Here is a 19,021-nt window from a genome sequence, read left to right on the forward strand (position 1 = left end):
CTATGCTCGACGCCGTGTCGTGACGGGCTACCGGATGCCCGCGGGAGTACGCGCACCATGTCCGATCCAAGCAACGCCGCCGAGCCCGGTCACTGGGGCCCGCCCTACCTGCTGTACCTCGGCAGCGCCGCCGACGACCTGGCGATCAAGACCGCCCGGGGCCTGGCCTACTGGCGCCCGGACTGGTGCGTGGGCCAGCTGCGGCGCGGCGACTGCAAGCCGACACTGGGCCTGCCGGAGATGAGCGTCGGCGAAGCGCGCAAGGCCGGCGCCAACACCATGGTGATCGGCGCGGCCAATGCCGGCGGCGTGATGTCCTCGCACATCGTGGCCGATGCCATCGCCGCGCTGGAGGCCGGCCTGCACGTGGCCGCGGGGCTGCACCAGAAGCTGCGCGACAACCCGGACATCGTCGCCGCGGCGCGACGCCACGGCCGCGAACTGTTCGATGCGCGCGACCCGATGCCAGGCCTGCCGGTCGGCAACGGCCGCCCGCGCGCCGGCCGACGCCTGCTCACCGTGGGCACGGATTGCTCGGTCGGCAAGATGTACACCACGCTGGCGATCGAGCGCTCCATGCGCCGACGCGGACTCGCCGCCGACTTCCGCGCCACCGGACAGACCGGCATCCTGGTTGCCGGCTCCGGCATCCCGATCGACGCGGTGGTCGCCGACTTCATCTCCGGCGCCGCCGAGAAGATTTCGCCGGCACGCCTCGACGGCGGCTGGGACCTGATCGAAGGCCAGGGCTCGCTGTTCCATCCCTCCTACGCCGGCGTGTCGCTGGGCCTGCTGCACGGATCGCAAGCCGACGCGCTGGTGCTGTGCCACGAGCCCACCCGGCAGCACATGCGCGGCCTGCCCGACTACCCGCTGCCGGAACTCAAGCGCTGCCTGCAGGCCAACCTGGTTGCCGCGCAGCTGACCAATCCGGCGGTGAAGGCGGTGGGCGTGGCGGTGAACACCTCCAACCTCTCCGCCGCCGACGCCGCGACCGCCTGCCGCCGCATCAGCGGATTGCTCGAACTGCCTTGCCAGGACCCGGTGACGATGGGCGTCGAAGCGATCGTGGACAACCTGCTCGCATGCTGCGCCAACTGATCATCGAGGAGCGCCGTTTCCCGCTCGCCGCGCCGTTCCGCATCTCGCGCGGGGTCAAGCACAACGCCGACGTGGTCACCGTCGCCATGCGCCAGGGCGACAAGTGCGGGCGCGGCGAAGCGGTGCCCTACGCGCGCTACGGGGAATCCGCCGCGTCGGTGATCGAGCAGATGGAGCAACTGCGCCCGCAACTGGTCGCCGGCATGGGCCGCGACGAACTGCAGGCACGGTTGCCGGCCGGCGCCGCGCGCAACGCCCTGGACGCGGCGCTGTGGGACCTCGAATCGCAACTGAGCGGCGTGCCGGTCTGGCTGCGCCTGGCGCGGCCGCAACGCGCCGCGCTGGTGACCGCGCTGACCATCGGCATCGACACGCCCGAACGCATGGGCGCGGCCGCCGCGCGCATCGCCGGCACCGGGCTGATCAAGATCAAGGTCGACGCCGACGACCCGGCCGCACGAATCGACGCCGTGCGCCGCGCCGCGCCGCATGACCGGCTCATCGTCGACCCCAACGAGAGCTGGACCATCGAGTTGCTGCGCGACATGCAGCAGCCGCTGGCGCGCGCCGGCGTCGACCTGCTGGAGCAGCCGCTGCCGGCCGACGCCGACGACGCGCTGCTGGGTTTTTCCGGCAGCATCCCGATCTGCGCGGACGAGGCCTGCCACGAGACGCGCGACCTGCCGCGCATGCGCGGGCGCTACCAGGCGATCAACATCAAGCTCGACAAGACCGGCGGCCTGACCGAGGCATGGCACCTGCTGCGCGCCGCGCGCCGCGAAGGTTTCAAGGTGATGGTCGGCTGCATGGTGTGCTCGTCGCTGGGCATCGCGCCGGCGCTGGAACTGGCGCGCGAGGCGGCCTTCGTCGACCTGGACGGGCCGTTCTGGCTGCAGCACGACCACCCGGACGGCGTGCAACTGCACGGCGGCTCGCTGCTGCCGCCCTTGTCCGGCTTCTGGGGTGGCTGAGCGCCCCGCCACAACCGCCGGTTATGCCAGCTGACCGTCTTTTCATTGGTGGCTGGCGCACGCCGGCGACTATGCTCGATCCGACAATCGTGGAGGGTGAACCCATGTCCGATCGCAACACCGCGCGCGCCGATGTCCGCCAGGCGCACCGCGCGCGCGCCGCGCGCTGGCGGCAAGCCGCGCTGGCGCTGGCGCTGACCGCGTGCAGCGCGCTGGCGTGGGCGCAGGAGGTCAATCCCGATTCGACCGGCCGCGAGCCGGTCATCACCCGCATGGCGCTGGAGAAGGCCAAACCGGTCACCGCCAAACACGCCATGGTGGTCAGCGCGCAGCACCTGGCCACGCTGGTGGGCGTGGACATCCTCAAGCGTGGCGGCAATGCGGTGGACGCCGCCGTGGCGGTGGGTTTTGCCGAAGCCGTGGTGCACCCGTGCTGCGGCAACATCGGCGGCGGCGGGTTCATGACCATCCACCTCAAGGATGGTCGCAATCTGTTCCTCAACTTCCGCGAGAAAGCGCCGCTGAAAGCCACGCCGACCATGTTCCAGGACGCCGACGGCAACGTGGTCGAGGGGCGCAGCACGGACAGCTATCTCGGCGTGGGCGTGCCGGGCACGGTGATGGGTTTCGACACCGCGCTGAAGGCCTACGGCACGATGTCGCTCAAGCAGGTCATCGCGCCGGCCATCAAGCTGGCGCGCGAGGGTTACATCCTCAAGCAGGGCGACGTCGACAGCCTCGAACCGCACACCGGGGATTTCGCCAGGCACGCCAACGTGGCGGCGATCTTCCTCAACCACGGCAAGCCCTTCAAGGTGGGCGAACGACTGGTGCAGAAGGATCTGGCCAACACCCTGGAAATGATCGCCGACAAGGGCATCGACGCGTTCTACAAGGGCCCGATCGCCGAGGCCGTGGTCAAGGCCAGCGACGCCAACGGCGGCATCCTGTCGATGCGCGATTTCGCCAATTACACCGCGCAGTGGGAAAAACCGATCCAGTGCAAGTACCGCGGCTACGCCGTCGTCTCGGCGCCCCCGCCGAGTTCGGGCGGCACCACGCTGTGCCTGATCCTGCAGATCATCGAACCCTACCCGCTGGCCAGGTGGGGTTACGGCTCGGTCAACAGCGTGCACTACATCGTCGAGGCCGAACGCCGCGCCTTTGCCGACCGCAACACCTACCTCGGCGACCCGGCCTTCGTGCACAACCCGATCGACGAGCTGCTCTCGGCCGAACACGTGGCCAGGCTTCGCGCCACGATCCAGCCGGACCGGGCTACGCCGTCCTCCGAGGTCAAGGGCAGCCTCGGCGCCCCCGAAGGCAATCACACCACGCATTACTCGGTGGTCGACAAGGACGGCAATGCCGTCGCCGTCACCTACACCGTCAACTTCCTGTTCGGCAACAAGCAGATCGCCGGCCATACCGGTTTCTTCCTCAACGACGAGATGGACGACTTCACCTCCAAGCCCGGCGTGGCCAACGGCGCCGGCCTGGTGCAGGGCGTGATCAACCAGGTCGAACCGGGCAAGCGTCCGCTGAGCTCGATGACGCCGACGATCGTGCTGCGCGACGGCAAGCCGTTCATGCTCACCGGCAGCCCCGGCAGCGCCACCATCATCTCGTCCACGCTGGCCAGCATCATCAACGTGGTCGACTTCGGCATGAACATGCAGCAGGCCGTCAACGCGCCACGCCTGCACCAGCAGTGGTATCCGGACGTGGTCTACGCCGGCCAGGGGCTGCTCACGCCCGAGTCGCAGAAAACCCTGGAAGCGATGGGCTACACGTTCAAGCAATTCAGCGGCGGCGCGGTCGAGGCGATCCTGATCAATCCGAAGACGGGCTTGCTGGAAGGCGCCAACGACCCGCGCCGTCCCGCGGGGCTCGCTGCCGGGTACTGACCTCCGCGACGCCGTCCGGTGGGCGGCCTGCGCTAGATTAGGCAGCCGAACCACGAAGGCCGGAGTGAACACGTGGCGCGACTGCCCGAACCCGTCGCAGCGAGGCCGCCGCGATGGATGCGCTGATCACCGCCGCGGCGCAGGCGCTGGCGGCGGGCGACCCGCTCGGTGCGATGACGCGGGTCGCCCTGCGCGAGGATGCGCCGGCGCTGGCGTTGCGCGGCCTGGCCATGGCCCAGCTCGGCGATTTCCCGCGCGCGACGCTGCTGCTGCGGCGCGCGGCGCGCGCATTCGGCCCGCGCGAGGCGACGGCGCGCGCACGCTGCGTGGTGGCCGAGGCCGAGATCGCGCTGGCCTCGCGCGAGCTGGCCGGTGCCACCGCCACCCTCGACGCAGCGCGCGCCACGCTCGACGCGCACGGCGACCACGTCAACGCGGCGCACGCGCGCTACCTCGGCATCCGCCGCCTGCTCCTGCTCGGGCGTCTCGACGAAACCGAACAGGCGCTGGCCGCGGCGGCCGGCACGCCGCTTCCGCCCGCACTGCTGGCGGTGCACGAACTGGTCGCGGCGGGCGTCGCGATGCGCCGCCTGCGCGCGACGGCGGCACGTGATGCGCTCGCTCGCGCCGCCCGCGCCGCGCAACGCGCAGGCATCCCCGCGCTGATGGCGGAGGTGGACGCCGCCACGCGCACCCTGCACGCGCCCGCCGCACGCTGGCTGGCCGGCGGCGAGGAACGCCTGTTGCCGCTGCGCGATGTCGAAGCCCTGCTGGCGTCGGAAACCTTCGTCGTCGATGCCTGCCGCCATGCCGTGCGGCACCGTGGCAAGACGGTTCCGCTGGCCAGTCGTCCGGTGTTGTTCGCGCTGATGCGGCAACTGGCCGAGGCGTGGCCGCATGACGTGCCGCGCGACGCGCTGGTCGCTCGCGCGTTCCGCGCCAGGCACGCCGACGAGTCGTATCGCGCACGCTTGCGGGTGGAACTCGGGCGCCTGCGCCGCGCGCTGAGCGGGTTGGCCGAGGTGCATGCCACCCCGCACGGTTACGCCTTGCTGGCGCATCGCGCGGACCAGGTCGGCGTGCTGGCGTGGCCGGTCGAGTCCGTGCACGCGGCGGTGCTGGCCCTGCTCGGCGACGGCGAATCGTGGTCCAGCTCGGCGCTGGCTCTCGCGCTGGGGCGCAGCCAGCGCAGCGTGCAGCGGGCACTCGAAACGCTGGCGGCAGCCGGCAGCGTGCAGTGCTCCGGGCACGGTCGCGCGCGCCGCTGGATGACGCCGCTTACGCCGGGATTCGCGACGACCTTGTTACTCCCGGCGCCGCTGTCGTTTGAATAGCATGGCCCGCGTCTTCCATCCCCAAGGAGTCCGGACATGAAACGAAGCAAAGCCGACATCGTCGCCGAACACGGCCCCTACCCCGGCACCGATGGCGTGCATGGCGTCACCTGCGATGGCGAACATGTGTGGTTCGCCTCCGGCGCACGGTTGAACGTGTGGGACCCGGCCAGCGCCCGCGTGTTGCGCAGCATCGACATCGCCGCGCACGCCGGCACCGCGTTCGACGGCCGCCACCTGTTCCAGATCGCCGAGGACCGCATCCACCGGATCGATCCGCAGACGGGCGAGGTGCTGGCCACCATTCCCGCGCCGGGCGACAGCAGCTCGGGCCTGGCGTGGGCCGAGGGCACGCTGTGGGTGGGCCAGTATCGCGGGCGCAAGATCCAGCAGATCGATCCGGCGACCGGCGCGATCCTGCGCACCATCGAATCCGACCGCTTCGTCACCGGCGTCACCTGGGTCGACGGCGAGTGCTGGCACGGCACCTGGGAAAACGACGAGAGCGCCTTGCGGCACATCGATCCGGCGACCGGCGAAGTGCTGGAGCAACTCGACATGCCGCCCGGCGCCGGCATCTCGGGGCTCGCCGCCGAAGACGGCCAGGCCGTGTTCTATTGCGGCGGCGGCCACAGCGGCAAACTGCGCGTGGTGAAGCGGCCGCGAAGCGTCGCGGCGGCTGGCTGACGAGGCGCCGGATTCCAGCTTTCGCTGGAATGACGGCCAAGGAGCTTCAGCGCCGCAGGCGTGCCGGGCTCAACATCTCCATCGACAGCCCGGCATCGACCAGGCGCTGCGGCAGCGGTCGGCCCAGCGCCAGGTTGGCGCAGGTTTCGCCCATCGCCGCGCTGGTCTGGATGCCGTAGCCGCCCTGCGCGGCGACCCAGAAGAAACCCGGTGCATCGGGATCGAAGCCGCCGATCAGGTCGCCGTCGGCGACGAACGAGCGCAGGCCGGCCCACGTGCGCCGGGGCCGGCGGATCGTCATCGTGGTGGCTTCCTCGATACGGTGGATGCCCAGCGCGATGTCGTATTCCTCCGGCTGCACGTCGTGCGGTTCGACCGGGTCGGCATTCGCGCACGAGCCCAGCAGCAGGCCGGCGTCGGGCTTGAAATAGAACCTCTCGCTGAAGTCGGTGACGAACGGCCAGCGTGCCGTGGCCACGCCTTCGGGCGGCTCGAACACGAAGGCGGAGCGGCGCTTCGGCACGATGCCCAGCGGCGCCACGCCGGCCAGCGCGGCCACGTGGTCGACCCAGGCGCCGGCGGCGTTGAGCAGCAGCGGCGCGCGGAACGACTGCGCCCCGCTGTGCACCCGCCAGCCGCCCGCCTCGCGCTCGATCGCGTCGATGGCGACGTCCACGCGCAACTCGCCGCCATGCGCGCGCAAACCGCGCAGAAAGCCGAGGTGCAATTCGTTGACGTCGATGTCGGCCGCGCCCGGCTCGTGCAGGCCGATCTGCGCGAACTCCGGCCGCAGCACCGGCACCGCGGCCTGCACGCGGGCCGCGTCGTGCAGCTCGATGTCGCGGCTGAACGGCACGATGGCCTCGTACAACGCGCGCACGTCGTCGCGGCGTTCCGCGCCGGCGATGATGGTGGCGCCACGCGGACTCAGGATCGGCTCGGCCGAGAATCCCGCCGGTGGCGCCGCCAGGAACGGACGCGCGGCACGGGTCAGCGCGCGCACCTGTGGCGAACCGTAGGTTTCGCTGAACAGCGCAGCCGAGCGCCCGGTCGAGTGCACCCCGGCATGCGCCTCGCGCTCCAGCACCAGCACCCGCACATGCGGTGCGAGGAAATACGCGACCGACGCGCCGGCCATGCCGGCGCCAATCACGATCACATCGGTTTCGATCCGTTCCATCTTCAGCTCTGTCGTTGTGGGAGCCCGCTCGCGGGCGATGCCTTTGAATCGGGATGCGCAAGAGCATCGCCCGCAAGCGGGCTCCTACGATTCCGTGTCGCCAGTTCCCGCCATATCGCTGCGCGACTGCCGGTTGACCACGCTGGTGGCGGTTAGGTCGGCGGTGACGTTGCCCAGCGTGGCGAGGGCGTCGGGCACCGTATCCACCGCCAGCATCAGGCCCAACGGGGACAGTGGCAGGCCCATCGCCTGCGCCACCGGCAGGTTGGTGGCGACGAAGGTGACCTGGCCCGGCAATCCCACCGAACCGAGGCTGACCACGACCGCCAGCAGCGCACCGGCCAGCAGCTGCGCGGTGGACAGATCCACGCCATAGGCCCACGCGATGAACGCCGCCGACGTCATGTACTGCACCGGGCTGGTCAGCCGGAACAGGCTCACCGCCATCGGCAGCACCAGCGCGGCGACCTGCTTGGGATAGCCGAGGCGGCGGTCGGCGCTTTCCAGCATCGCCGGCAGCGAGGCCAGCGAGGACTGCGTGCTGATCGCCACCGCCTGCGCCGGCACCAGCGCGGGCACGAAGCGGCGCAGCCGCTCGCCGCCGAACACCAGCGCCACCGGCAGCATCATCGCGGTGACGGCGAGATACAGGAGGCACTCGGTCAACACGTACACGCCCAGCGCACTGAGCATGCCCAGTCCGGAGCGCGCGCACACCGAGAGGATCAGCGCGAACACGCCCAGCGGAGCCACCCACAGTACCCAGCGCACGATCACGATCATCGCGTCGGCAATCGCCTGGAAAAACTCCACCAGCATCGCGCGCCGCGCCGGTGCGATGCGGGTCAGCGCGAAACCGAGGAACAGCGCGAATACCACCAGCGGCAGCATCGCGCTCTGCGCCGCGGCCATGATCGCGTTGCTGGGTACGATCGCCACCAGCGTGTCGACCCACTGCACCGGCGCCACCGACACCGCCGGCACGCTGGCGTGGTCGAGCGCGGCGACCAGCTCGGGGTTGTGCGGAAACAAGGAAAACACCAGCGGCGCCGCCAGTGCGGCGAACAGCGCGCCGCCGGTGAGGATCACGATGAACACCACGATCGCGCGGCGCGCGATGCGGCCGGAGGCCGCCGCGTCGGTGGCAGTGTTGACGCCCACCACCACCAGCGCCAGCACCAGCGGCACCACCGTCATCTGCAGCGCGTTCAACCACAGCTTGCCGACCGGGTGCACCGCGTTGGCCACCTGCAGCGCCACGGATTGATCCCAGCCGGCCAGCAGCAGGCCGATCACCGCGCCGGCGGCCAGGCCGGTGAGCACGCGCGCGGTGGCGCTCATCGCGCGCCGTCCGCGTGGAGGACGGGCAACTGCCACGTGTTGCGCAGGCGCTCGTACTCGGCCTGCGGCAGCAGCACGAACACCGGATGGTCCTGCGGCTTGAGCCAGGCCAGCAGCGACTGCATCACCGCCGGCGTCATCGCGGTGCAGCCGGCGGTGGCGTCGGTGGGCGACTTCCACAGGTGGGCGAAGATGCAGCTGCCGCCTTCCGGCGCCGCCTGCGCGTTGTGCTCGATGACGAAGCCGAGCCGGTAACGCTGGTCGCCATCGACATGCAGGTCGCGGCGCATCGGCTCGCTGGAACCTTTCACGGCCTCGGCACCCACCACGTCCGCATCGACGATGCGGTTGTAGTGCGGCGAACCGCTGACATCCATGCACCAGTCGCTGGCGCCGAGCGCACGATACGGCAGCGCGGTGGCCGCATGCGCGGCATAACCGAACGCCGTGCCGATGCGGAACACGCCGGCCGGGCTGCGGTTGTCGCCTTCGCGCTTGACCGGCCCGCCGGTCTGCGCAGGGTTCAGTCCCATGCCCCAGCCGGAACCGCGCTTGCCGACGGTGACCGGCGCGGCGGGGCGCACCTGGCGCCAGCCGTCGCCGTCGCGCTCGAACGCGCGCAACGTGCCGTGGTCGGCGTGCCAGTCGGCGGTGGTGACCACGATCATCTGGCGGGCGTTGCGCCACGGCGCGTCCGCGGCACCGGCGTGCGCGACGCCGGCAAGCACGGCGGCGAACGTCAGCAAGGCAAGCATGCGGCGGCGAACAGTCATCGGGTTTCCATCCGGCACATCATCGTCATCTCGTCAAGTTGCAGGAGCCCGCTCGCGGGCGACGCTTTTTTTACCGGGATTCGTGGCGAGAACATCGCGCGCGAGCGGGCTCCTGCGATTCCCAATTCCCAATTCCCGTCCTCATGGCTCCAGCATCTGCTGGATCCGGTCGAGGTTGCCCAGCAGCAGGGCACGGCGGTCGTCGTGGCTTTCGCACAGCTGCACGAATACGCCGTCGAGCAGGTGCTGCAGGGCGGACTGGTACAGCAGCGGCTGGATGTAGGGCAGCTCGTCATGGGCGGACACCACCAGCGCGATGTCGGCCAGCGTGCGCAGCGGATTGGCGGTGTGCCGCGTCACCGTGATCAGCTGGCCGCGGCGTTCGCGGAAATAGCGGGCGATCTTGCACAGCGCCGGGTGGTTGCCGTGTTCGGAGAACATGATGAGCACGTCGCCGGCGCCGGCGGCGGAGACGTTGGCGGTCATCCGCGCGGTGTCGAAGTTGTGCACGGTGAGGATGCCCAGCAGCGACAGGCGCAACGCGAAATTGCGCGCATAGATGTCGTCCTCGCCCAGGCCGATGATGAACACCTTGCCGGCGCGGCCGGCCTGGCCGATCGCGTCGGCCACCGCATTGAGCATCTCCGGCGGGTTGATCAGCCGGGTGGCTTCCTCGGCCTCGGACTTGCGCCGCCACAGGTTGCCGGCGAACGCGCCGGTGCCGTCGCCGCCGGCGGTCGACTCGACCTGCAGGGTGTCGCCGTTGTCGGCGCGGGCGATCGCCTCGCCCACGGAATACTTGAGGTCGGGATAACCCTTGAAGCCGAGCTTCTGGGTGAACTTGACCACGCTGGACTGGCTGATGCCCAGCGCATTGGCCAATTGCTGCGAAGAGTAGTCGCGCAGCAGGTGCGCGTTCTCCAGCACGAAATCGGCGATGCGCCGCTCCACCGCGGACATCTGGTCGCGTTCCGAACGGATTTTGACCAGCGGGGACATCAGTTCTCTATCCTCTCCAGCGCTTGCGAAAAATTCGACTGCCGTGGCGAGAGCGTCGCCGGGCGTTCGTGGCAAGGTGCGTTGTGGGCAACTCCGGAAAAGCCTGGAGAACCGGTGACCCGGATTTGCCCGCAGCGCGCCGCCGCTACGGACGTCCGGCGGCGGTCGCAGTAGGCGGGCGATTTTTTCACAAGCGCTCCAGGCCGCGAATTTCGCGAATGCCCAGGCCGGGCGCGTCCGTTACCGAGATCTCCGATTCGTTGAAGATTACCCCACCGTCGACCGGGTTGAACTGGCACAGCGAGGGGCCATCCAGGTCGATCTTGGTGATCGCGTTGGACTTGGCCACCGCCACGTGCACCGCGGCCGCCACGCTGATCGAGGTTTCCAGCATGCAGCCGATCATGCACTCGATGCCGTGCATGCCGGCGATGTCGGCGATGCGGATCGCATTGGAGATGCCGCCGGTCTTCATCAGCTTGATGTTGATGATGTCGGCCGCGCGCAGGCGGATCAGCTCGATCACCTCCATCGGGCCGAACACGCTCTCGTCGGCCATCACCGGCGTATGCACGCGCTCGGTGACGTAGCGCATACCGGCCAGGTCGTTGGCCTTGACCGGCTGCTCGATCAGCTCGAGCTTGATGCCGGCCTCCTCCAGCGTCTGCAGCGCATACACCGCCTGTTTGGCCGTCCAGCCCTGGTTGGCATCCAGGCGCAGCAGGGCGCGCCCTTCCACCGCGGCGTAGATCGCCTTGACCCGCTCGATGTCGACGCCGATGTCCTTGCCGACCTTGATCTTCAGCGACTCGAAACCGCGCTCCACCGCGGAGACCGAATCGGCCACCATCTTGTCGATGTAGTCGACGCTGATGGTGATGTCGGTGGTGATCACCGGATCGCCGCCGCCGAGCAGCTTGTACAGCGGCGCGCCGTAGAGCTGGCCCCACAGGTCGTACACCGCGATCTCCACCGCCGCCTTGGCGCTGGTGTTCTTCTCCATCGAGGACTGGATCAGCTGGGTGATCTGGTTGAGGTTGGCAATCTCCTGGCCGATCAGCCGCGGGGAGATGTAGTGGCGGATCGCGTCGATGATCGAGCCATGGGTGTCGCCGGTGATCACCGCGGTGGCGGGCGCCTCGCCGTAGCCGACCTCGCCGGTGTCGGTATGCATCATCACCACGATGTCGTCCACCGTGTTGACGGTGCGCAGCGCGGTCTTGAACGGGGTCTTCAGCGGTACCCGCAGCATGCCGAACTGGATGTCGGTGATTTTCATGGGAAGGCCTTCATGGAATCCGTGTCCTGTTTTCTTTTTGGTGCCGGCGGGCTCAGCGGCGGATGCGCACGATGCTGGTCATGCGGTCGACATAGGTCTGCTTGTCGTTGTAGAGCAGCGGCAGCAGCGGGGTCACCGACACCGCGTTGAGCTTGATGCGCACGCGGCTGCCGTCGGCCTTGCGGTAACTCATGCCGCCCACGTCGTGGATCACGTAGGGCTGACCGTGCAGACGGCCGATCACCATCATCACGTGGCCGGGGATGTAGACCAGGTCGCCGACCTCCAGCGCCTGCGCGGCCTTGAGGCGCGTCTCGCGGCTGTCCTTGGCGGTGAACGCGCGGTGCTCCAATGCCGGGCTGATCGCCTGCCTGCTGGTGTTGCGCGGCATCTGCACGCCCATGCTGCGGTACACGTCGGAGACGAAGCCCGAGCAGTCGCGGCCATCGTACGCGTGGCCCCAGCCGTAGCGTTCGCCGAGGAACTTGAACGCCTGGCGGATGATGTTGGCGCGGGTCAGCGGCAGGTAGTCGGCAGCCGTGTCGGTGTTCTTCTGCAGCAGCGCCGGGGTGAAGCCCAGCGTGCCGTCGGCCTTGCGCAGCGGCAGGTCGAGCACGTGCGCGGCGTACGGCGTCTGCCCGTTCACCGGCTGGTCCGGCGGCAGATCGGTCGCCAGCGGCAGGCGCGTGCCCATGTCCAGCGGCAGCTGCGAGACTGCCGGCACCTCGCGGGTGAACACGGTGCGTTCGACCGCGCCGGTGATCACCCGGTACGGCGTCCTGTCAACGTAGCCGAACACCTCGGCCGCGCTGCCTTCGGCCACGTTGTCCTTTTCCGTCCACGCCGCATAGCGCGGGCTGACCACGAACAGCCACTGGCCGTCGGCGCTCGCATGCACGATCGCCACCGGCGTGCCGGGAAATTCGGCGGTCTCCTGGAAGCGGTCGATGTCGGTGTCGCCCTTTTCATTGAACACGCGCAGCGTGGTGGGGAAGGTGCGCAGCGCAGCGCGGCGCACCACCAGGCCGTAGCGCGTCTTCTGCTGCGCGGGAATCGCATCCAGCGCGAGGTTGGCGACCACCGCGTCGAGCGTGGCCGCGCTCACCGATTTGCCCTCGACGTCGAACAGCGGTCGATCCGGCCGCTGCGACAGATCCTTGATCCAGCCTTCGACGCGGGCGCGGTCCAGCGTCGAAGGCAACGCGCGCAGATCGTGCATCGACGGGTCGATCTTCAGCAGCCTGGCGTTCTGCGCCGCGATCGCCGCGCGATCCATCACCGGCGCATCGGGCTGCGCCAGCCGCTCCACCCAGAACTGCGGCGTCAGCTGCGCCTCGCCCACGCCGAGCACGCCGGAGGGCGGCACGACCAGCGCGTCGTCGGCGCCGCGGGCCTGCGGCGGCGCCGCGGCGAGCAGGGGCGCAAGCAGGAGAGTGGCAAGCAGGGGAAATCGCATCATCGTGTCCTGTCGCAAGAACGCATCACGGAAGGGCCAGCTGCTTCAGGATCGACGCCACCACCAGGCCGAAACCGGTGCCGAGGATGTAGCCGAGCAAGGCCAGCAGGATACCCACCGGCACCAGCGCGGCCGAATAGCTGGCCGCCAGGATCGGCGTGGCGGCCACGCCGCCAATATGCGCCAGCGAGGAGATGCCGCACAGGTAGAGGTCGAAACGGAACAGCTTGGCGAAGCCGATCAGCAGCAGCGCGTGGATCGCGATGACGGTAACGCCGCACAGCAGGTACAGCGGTGCCGCGGCGATGCCGTGGAAGTTGCTCTGCGAGGCCAGCACCGCCACCACGCTGATCAGCAGGGCGCCGGAGATCGTGCTGGCGCCCGGATAACGCGCCAGCGGCGTATGCGCCACCACCAGCCCTGCGCCGGTGGCCAGCAGGATCGTCCAGGTGGTCGCGCTCAACATGCTGGAGGTCGGCAGTTTCGTCGCCACCCAGCCAGCCAGCGCCGCCGCCAGCAAGGCCATGCCCAGCCACAGCAGCACGCTGTCGGGCGTGGTCGGGCCGGTGGGTTTCGTTTCCGCCAGCGGGATGTCGCCGCTGGACTTGGCCCGCGTCCAGCGGTTGAACGCCGGCGCCAGCCGCGCCACCGAAAACAGCACCACCACCCACATCGAGTAGCACAGCGCGTCGGTCAGCAGCGACATCGCCAGCAACTGGTCGGACATGTCGATCGCCTGCTTCACCGCGATCATGTTGGCGGTGCCGCCGACCCAACTGCCGGACAACGCGGCCAGCGGTTGCCACTGGTCGCCCGGCAGCCAGTGCCGGTAGATCAGGAACGCGCCGATGAAGGCCACGAACAGGCTCACCGAGGTGCAGGCGAACACGGCCAGCACGCGCGGCCCCAGCCGCCAGATCGCGCGCAGGTCGCAGTTGATCATCAGCAGGAACAACAGCGCCGGCACCAGGTGCGAGACCAGCATCGTCTGCGCCGCATGGATCTCGTCGTTGACCTGCCACAGCCCCGACACGGCCAACGCGGTCACCAGCAGATAGGTCAGCACGATCGGCGGCAACACCGAGAAGACCTTCCAGCCGTAGCGGCGCTCGATCGCCGGAAACACCCCGGCGGCCAGCAACATCACCGCCAGGTAGGGCCAGACCGTTTGGATCACATGCGTCCCCTCGTGGTTCGTGCGCGGGCCTGTGCCAGCCTCGCTGTCGTGTCGGCAAGGAATAGCTGATTCGAGCCGAATTGGTTTGAAGCATAAATTATTGACCAGCATTTGCAAGCGTGTTACACAGCCATTTCAGGGGATCGGATGCGGAGACGCCGCTCGATGGATACACCATTGCCTGCCACCACGAGAATACGACGCCATGCCCGGGCCGCGCGCCTGTTGCTGGTGGCCGCGCTGGCGCTGTCCGCCGGCCTGCCGGCGGGGGCGAGCGTGGGCAGCTCACCGCTGAATCCCGTCATTGCCCAGATCGACGCCGGCCATTTCAAGGCGGCGCAGGCCGCGATCGAGACCGCGCTGGCGCAGCCGGGCGTGTCGGCCGAGCAGCGCCAGGCACTGCTGTTCCAGCGCGAGCGCATGCGCCGCATCCTGCTCGACTTCACCCTGAGCGCGGACGAGGTCGAGGCGCGCGTGCGCAAGCAGATCCCCGACCTCACCGACGCCGAGTTCGCGAAGTGGAACGCCGCCGGCCTGTTCGAACATCAGGTCATCGACGGCCGCACGCTGTACTTCAAGCGTTCGCCCGGCAACCTGTTCCGGCTCAGCCCCGAGGCGGTGGCGCGGCGCGCGGTGCAGGCACCGATCACCGACGGCCCGATGGAATCGCTCAACGACCACCAGCGCGCGATCTTCCACGCCGCGCTCGACCAGCATCGCGCCAGCGTGCTGCCGCAGCGCCTGCGCATGACGCAGACACTCACCGTCGACGCCGATGCGGTGCCCGCGGGCAAGATCGTGCGTGCGTGGATTCCCTACCCGCAGGCGATCCCCGGCCAGCAGGAAGACATCCGCTACGTCGCCAGCGTGCCGGCGAAGCACGACATCGCGCCGAAGTCGGCGCCGCAGCGCACGGTGTACCTGGAAAAGCCCGCCGTGGCCGGGCAGAAAACCGTGTTCTCGGTCACCTACGAACTGACCTTGCTGGCGCAATACCACGCGATCGACCCGGCCAGGGTGCAAGCGGAAACCATCACCCCGGAGCTGGCCCCGTTCGTGGCCGAGCGCGCGCCGCACATCGTGTTCACCGACGCCATGCGCGCGTTCTCGCGCAAGGTCGTGGGCGAGGAGAAAAACCCGTACCGCATCGCGCAGAAACTGTTCGCCGCGGTGGACCGGATCCCCTGGGCCGGCGCGCGCGAGTATTCGACGATCTCCAACATCAGCGACTACGCGCTGCACGCCGGCCACGCCGACTGCGGCCAGCAGACCCTGCTGCTGATGACCCTGCTGCGCCTCAACGGCATCCCCGCGCGCTGGCAGTCCGGCATGGTGTTCGCCGCCGACGGCAGCGGCTACAGCAACATCCACGACTGGGGCTTCCTGTACCTGGCGCCGTACGGCTGGGTGCCGATGGACGTCACCACCGGCCGCCTGCATCCGGCCGCGGGCGACGACCCGGCGCTGGAGTGGTTCTACCTCGGCGGGCTGGACAACTGGCGCATCGCCTTCAATGCCGACTACGGGCGCCGCTTCGAGCCGCCCAAGCACCACTTCCGTTCCGACGACGTGGATTCGCAGCGCGGCGAGGCCGAGTGGGACGGCGGCAACGTGTACTTCGATCAACTGGACTACGACTTCGACTGGCAGGTGCTGCCAGCGGAGCACGGACGCGGCGGCAACTAACCGGCAGCTATTCACAAAAACTGGCATCGACGGCGTCGATGGGGAGATGGGGAAATGAGCAACAGTCGCAGCTTGCGCAGAACCGTACTTTGCATGGCGCTTGGCATGGGCCTGGCCTCGCTGGCCGTGCCTGCCGCCTTTGCCGGCAGCAACGACGGCGCCGTGGTCGGCCACACCGCGGCGGGCGCGGTGGTCACGGTGACCAGCACCGACACCGGCCTCACCCGCAGCGTCACCGCCGATGCCAAGGGCAACTACCGCTTCCCGTTCCTGCCGGTCGGCACCTACACCTTGCAGAGCAGCGGCGGCGGTGCCGCGAGCGAGCCGATCAACGTCACGGTGAGCCTGGGCAACACCACCACCGTCAACGTCGGCTCGGCTCCGACCGCGACCGAACTGAGCGCGGTCACGGTCAGCGGCTCGGTCCTCCCCGGCGTCGACGTCACCTCCACCGAGTCGGCCACCAACGTCACCCGCGAGCAACTGGCGCGGCTGCCGGTGGATCAGAACATCACCTCGGTGGCCGTGCTGGCGCCGGGCGTCAACAAGGGCGTCGCCGGCTTCGGCGGCATCTCCTTCGGCGGCTCGTCGGTGGCGGAGAACTCGTTCTACGTCAACGGCCTCAACGTCACCGACTTCTACAATCGCAACGGCTTCTCCTCGGCGCCGTTCGCGTTCTACCAGGAGTTCCAGGTCAAGACCGGCGGCTACTCGGTCGAGTTCGGCCGCACCACCGGCGGCGTGATCAACGCGGTGACGCGCTCGGGCACCAACCAGTTCAAGTACGGCGCCGAGCTCACCATGGAGCCGGCCAGCTGGCACTCCCGCGCCGACGACCACTACCGCGCCGACGGCACGCGCTACCTCACCGCCAGCCGCGACCGCGACGCACTGGCCAAGCTCAACGTCTACGCGTCCGGCCCGATCGTGAAGGACAAGCTGTTCTTCTTTGCCATGTACGAGGCGCGCGACTCCTCGCCGGAGAACACCAACGACGCCGGCACCACGCTGACCAAGAACAGCGCCGACACCGGCTTCTGGGGCACCAAGATCGACTGGCACATCACCGACGCCAACCTGCTTGAGTTCATGGCCTTCTCGGACAAGAACAGCAACGTGGGCGACGTCTACGACTACACCTACACCGGCGACATCACCGGCAACAAGACCAACGAGATCTACACCGACACCGGCGGCAGGAACTGGAACCTCACCTGGACCAGCTACCTCACCAACGACCTGTCGATGAAGCTGATGTACGGCCGCAACGACCGCGAGTCGTTCAACCGCGGGCTCAGCGACGTGGAATGCAACCGCGTGGCCAGCGACGGCAAGATCGCCCTGCCCGGTGTCGCGCTCGGCTGCACCACCAACTCATCGGTGAGCCATCGCAACGACGTGCGCAAGCAGGCGCGCGCGGACTTCGAGTGGACGCTGGGCGACCACCTGCTGCGCTTCGGCTTCGACCACGAGCAGAACACCTCCGACTACGAGCGCTACTACCCCGGCCCCGGCGCGATCTACTACAACGTGTACAAGGCCGACCCGGGCTCCTCGATCTCCAACCCCAACGGCGGCGGCGTGATCCCGCCCGGCTACACCGGCTACGTGCGCGCGCGCCGCTACGAGATCGCCGGCAACTTCGAGACCACCAACTCGGCGTACTACATCGAGGACAACTGGCAGGTCACCTCCAACCTGCTGCTGAACGCCGGCATCCGCAGCGACGGCTTCGACAACAAGGGCGGTGACGGCAAGAGCTACATCAAGATGGACAACATGATCGCGCCGCGCGTTGGCTTCTCGTGGGACATGAAGGGCGACGGCAGCACCAAGCTGTTCGGCAACCTCGGCCGCTACTACCTGCCGGTGGCCAACGTGATCAACATCAAGCAGGCCGGCGGCCTGCTCGACGAACGCACCTACTACGCCTTCGGCGGCTGGCAGATCGAGGACCGCAACGGCTCGCAGTACGCCATGCCGATCCTCGGCCCGCAACTGGGCGGCGTCGACACCTCGCAGGGCGACGGCACCGTCGGCGACCTGCGCTCGGAGGTCGACCACGACATGGACCAGGTCTACCAGGACGAGGCGATCCTCGGCTTCCAGCAGATGATCGACGACAAGTGGTCGTGGGGCGTCAGCGGCACCTATCGCCGCCTGCACAACGCGATCGACGACATGGAGATCAGCGCCACCGCGCAGTGCGGCGAGGATGGCTACATCGGCTGGGTGATGGCCAACCCCGGCTCCAAGGTGCAGGTGTGGGGCGACTCCAACTGCGACGGCACCCCCGACGGCTACATCACCGTGGACACCTCCAAGGAAGGCTGGGCGATGTACCGCCAGGATGGCGTCGACGCCGACGGCGACCCGATCATGACCTACATCGGCCAGCGCGGCTGGGTGAAGCCCAAGCGCAGCTATACCGCGGTGGAGTTCCAGATCAACCGCGCGTGGGACGACCAGTGGGCGTTCAACGCCTCCTACACGCTGTCGTGGAGCCGCGGCAACGCGGAAGGCCCGGTCAACTCGGACACCAACTTCGACGACACCGGCCGCACCGAGAACTTCGATGACCCGTGGGTGAACTTCGGCGGCGACGGCTACCTGCCCAACGACCGGCGTCACCAGTTCAAGCTGCGCGGCACCTACGCGCTGACTCCGCACTGGCAGCTCGGCGCCGACCTGCAGGCGCTGTCCGGCACGCCGATCACCGGCTTCGGCGTGGGCAACCCGTTCGACGCGTCCAACTACCACAGCTACTACACCTGCGTGCAGAACTGCGATTCGGAGTTCTCCGCCGACCGCGTCTATGTGAACTCGCCGCGCGGCAAGTACGGCCGCACGCCGTGGACCTACAACGTCGGCGCCAGCGTGAGCTACATCCTGCCGATCGGCGACACCGGCCGCTTCAAGGCCAAGCTGGCGGTGTACAACCTGTTCAACACCCAGCAGACGCTGAACGTGGACCAGGACCTGCAGACCACCATCGGCAACGGCACCAGCGACACCTTCGGCGACGGCATCAGCTTCCAGGCGCCGCGCTTCACCCAACTCACCCTCAGCGTGGACTTCTGAACGTACTCCCCTGGCGGCGACCCACACGGAATGGTGGGTCGCCCTTTTT

14 protein-coding genes are annotated in these 19,021 nt (G+C 68.8%); 7 read left to right on the plus strand and 7 right to left on the minus strand.

The features are described from left to right. The first annotated feature begins 57 nt into the window (after positions 1 to 57). The 5 genes from dgcN (at position 58) to ACFCQI_RS04360 (ending at position 6,000) form a co-directional block, all read left to right on the plus strand. Positions 58 to 1,101 (plus strand): N-acetyltransferase DgcN, encoded by a 1,044-nt coding sequence (dgcN, locus tag ACFCQI_RS04340; protein WP_395120155.1) that lies wholly within the window; start codon positions 58 to 60, stop codon positions 1,099 to 1,101. Further along, a complete protein-coding gene (gene dgcA, locus ACFCQI_RS04345) occupies positions 1,086 to 2,072 on the plus strand; it encodes an N-acetyl-D-Glu racemase DgcA (protein WP_395120156.1) in 987 nt (328 codons plus the stop codon). Before dgcN ends, dgcA begins: the two co-directional genes overlap by 16 nt. A 104-nt stretch (positions 2,073 to 2,176) precedes the next feature. Beyond that, entirely contained in the window at positions 2,177 to 3,979 is a 1,803-nt protein-coding gene (gene ggt, locus ACFCQI_RS04350; protein WP_395120157.1) for a gamma-glutamyltransferase, read from the plus strand. Positions 3,980 to 4,092: 113 nt separating this feature from the next. Next, the gene (locus ACFCQI_RS04355; protein WP_395120158.1) at positions 4,093 to 5,313 is read left to right on the plus strand and encodes a helix-turn-helix domain-containing protein; all 1,221 of its coding nucleotides are present in this window, start codon (positions 4,093 to 4,095) and stop codon (positions 5,311 to 5,313) included. 36 nt (positions 5,314 to 5,349) lie between these two features. Then, complete coding sequence (locus ACFCQI_RS04360) at positions 5,350 to 6,000, plus strand: DUF5074 domain-containing protein (RefSeq protein ID WP_395120159.1); 651 nt, start codon at positions 5,350 to 5,352, stop codon at positions 5,998 to 6,000. A gap of 46 nt (positions 6,001 to 6,046) precedes the next feature. Here the strand turns inward: ACFCQI_RS04360 and ACFCQI_RS04365 are convergent, their stop codons facing one another. The 7 genes from ACFCQI_RS04365 to ACFCQI_RS04395 form a co-directional block, all read right to left on the minus strand. Then, complete coding sequence (locus ACFCQI_RS04365; protein WP_395120160.1) at positions 6,047 to 7,180, minus strand: NAD(P)/FAD-dependent oxidoreductase; 1,134 nt, start codon at positions 7,178 to 7,180, stop codon at positions 6,047 to 6,049. Between the two features lie 84 nt (positions 7,181 to 7,264). Then, positions 7,265 to 8,521: a dicarboxylate/amino acid:cation symporter gene (locus ACFCQI_RS04370; RefSeq protein WP_395120161.1), complete on the minus strand. Its 1,257-nt coding sequence runs from the start codon at positions 8,519 to 8,521 to the stop codon at positions 7,265 to 7,267. Next, the gene (locus tag ACFCQI_RS04375) at positions 8,518 to 9,294 is read right to left on the minus strand and encodes a L,D-transpeptidase (protein WP_395120162.1); all 777 of its coding nucleotides are present in this window, start codon (positions 9,292 to 9,294) and stop codon (positions 8,518 to 8,520) included. Before ACFCQI_RS04375 ends, ACFCQI_RS04370 begins: the two co-directional genes overlap by 4 nt. A gap of 141 nt (positions 9,295 to 9,435) precedes the next feature. After that, the gene (locus tag ACFCQI_RS04380) at positions 9,436 to 10,293 is read right to left on the minus strand and encodes a MurR/RpiR family transcriptional regulator (RefSeq protein ID WP_395120163.1); all 858 of its coding nucleotides are present in this window, start codon (positions 10,291 to 10,293) and stop codon (positions 9,436 to 9,438) included. A 187-nt stretch (positions 10,294 to 10,480) separates the two neighbouring features. Then, positions 10,481 to 11,572, minus strand: coding sequence for a dipeptide epimerase (locus tag ACFCQI_RS04385; protein ID WP_395120164.1), 1,092 nt, complete (start codon positions 11,570 to 11,572; stop codon positions 10,481 to 10,483). A gap of 52 nt (positions 11,573 to 11,624) precedes the next feature. Continuing rightward, entirely contained in the window at positions 11,625 to 13,028 is a 1,404-nt protein-coding gene (locus ACFCQI_RS04390; protein ID WP_395121248.1) for an SH3 domain-containing protein, read from the minus strand. A 25-nt stretch (positions 13,029 to 13,053) separates the two neighbouring features. Beyond that, a complete protein-coding gene (locus tag ACFCQI_RS04395; RefSeq protein ID WP_395120165.1) occupies positions 13,054 to 14,205 on the minus strand; it encodes a DUF819 domain-containing protein in 1,152 nt (383 codons plus the stop codon). Positions 14,206 to 14,370: 165 nt separating this feature from the next. Between ACFCQI_RS04395 and ACFCQI_RS04400 the strand changes: the two genes are divergently transcribed. Both ACFCQI_RS04400 and ACFCQI_RS04405 read left to right on the plus strand, forming a co-directional pair. Then, positions 14,371 to 15,891 carry a transglutaminase-like domain-containing protein gene (locus tag ACFCQI_RS04400; RefSeq protein ID WP_395120166.1) on the plus strand — a complete coding sequence of 507 codons (1,521 nt, stop codon included), beginning with the start codon at positions 14,371 to 14,373 and terminating at the stop codon, positions 15,889 to 15,891. Between the two features lie 54 nt (positions 15,892 to 15,945). Beyond that, positions 15,946 to 18,972 (plus strand): carboxypeptidase regulatory-like domain-containing protein, encoded by a 3,027-nt coding sequence (locus ACFCQI_RS04405; RefSeq protein WP_395120167.1) that lies wholly within the window; start codon positions 15,946 to 15,948, stop codon positions 18,970 to 18,972. Positions 18,973 to 19,021 lie beyond the last annotated feature (49 nt).

This window comes from Rhodanobacter sp. FW102-FHT14D06 (assembly GCF_043950705.1).
Classification (GTDB): domain Bacteria; phylum Pseudomonadota; class Gammaproteobacteria; order Xanthomonadales; family Rhodanobacteraceae; genus Rhodanobacter.

Excerpts from the sequence above, each read along its gene's own strand:
- dgcN (WP_395120155.1), top strand. The coding sequence starts at position 58 with ATGTCCGATCCAAGCAACGCCGCCGAGCCCGGTCACTGGGGCCCGCCC.
- ACFCQI_RS04365 (WP_395120160.1), bottom strand. The coding sequence starts at position 7,180 with ATGGAACGGATCGAAACCGATGTGATCGTGATTGGCGCCGGCATGGCC.
- ACFCQI_RS04390 (WP_395121248.1), bottom strand. The coding sequence starts at position 13,028 with ATGCGATTTCCCCTGCTTGCCACTCTCCTGCTTGCGCCCCTGCTCGCC.
- ACFCQI_RS04360 (WP_395120159.1), top strand. The coding sequence starts at position 5,350 with ATGAAACGAAGCAAAGCCGACATCGTCGCCGAACACGGCCCCTACCCC.
- ACFCQI_RS04375 (WP_395120162.1), bottom strand. The coding sequence starts at position 9,294 with ATGACTGTTCGCCGCCGCATGCTTGCCTTGCTGACGTTCGCCGCCGTG.
- ACFCQI_RS04370 (WP_395120161.1), bottom strand. The coding sequence starts at position 8,521 with ATGAGCGCCACCGCGCGCGTGCTCACCGGCCTGGCCGCCGGCGCGGTG.
- ACFCQI_RS04355 (WP_395120158.1), top strand. The coding sequence starts at position 4,093 with ATGGATGCGCTGATCACCGCCGCGGCGCAGGCGCTGGCGGCGGGCGAC.
- ACFCQI_RS04400 (WP_395120166.1), top strand. The coding sequence starts at position 14,371 with ATGGATACACCATTGCCTGCCACCACGAGAATACGACGCCATGCCCGG.
- ACFCQI_RS04405 (WP_395120167.1), top strand. The coding sequence starts at position 15,946 with ATGAGCAACAGTCGCAGCTTGCGCAGAACCGTACTTTGCATGGCGCTT.
- ggt (WP_395120157.1), top strand. The coding sequence starts at position 2,177 with ATGTCCGATCGCAACACCGCGCGCGCCGATGTCCGCCAGGCGCACCGC.
- ACFCQI_RS04385 (WP_395120164.1), bottom strand. The coding sequence starts at position 11,572 with ATGAAAATCACCGACATCCAGTTCGGCATGCTGCGGGTACCGCTGAAG.
- ACFCQI_RS04380 (WP_395120163.1), bottom strand. The coding sequence starts at position 10,293 with ATGTCCCCGCTGGTCAAAATCCGTTCGGAACGCGACCAGATGTCCGCG.
- dgcA (WP_395120156.1), top strand. The coding sequence starts at position 1,086 with ATGCTGCGCCAACTGATCATCGAGGAGCGCCGTTTCCCGCTCGCCGCG.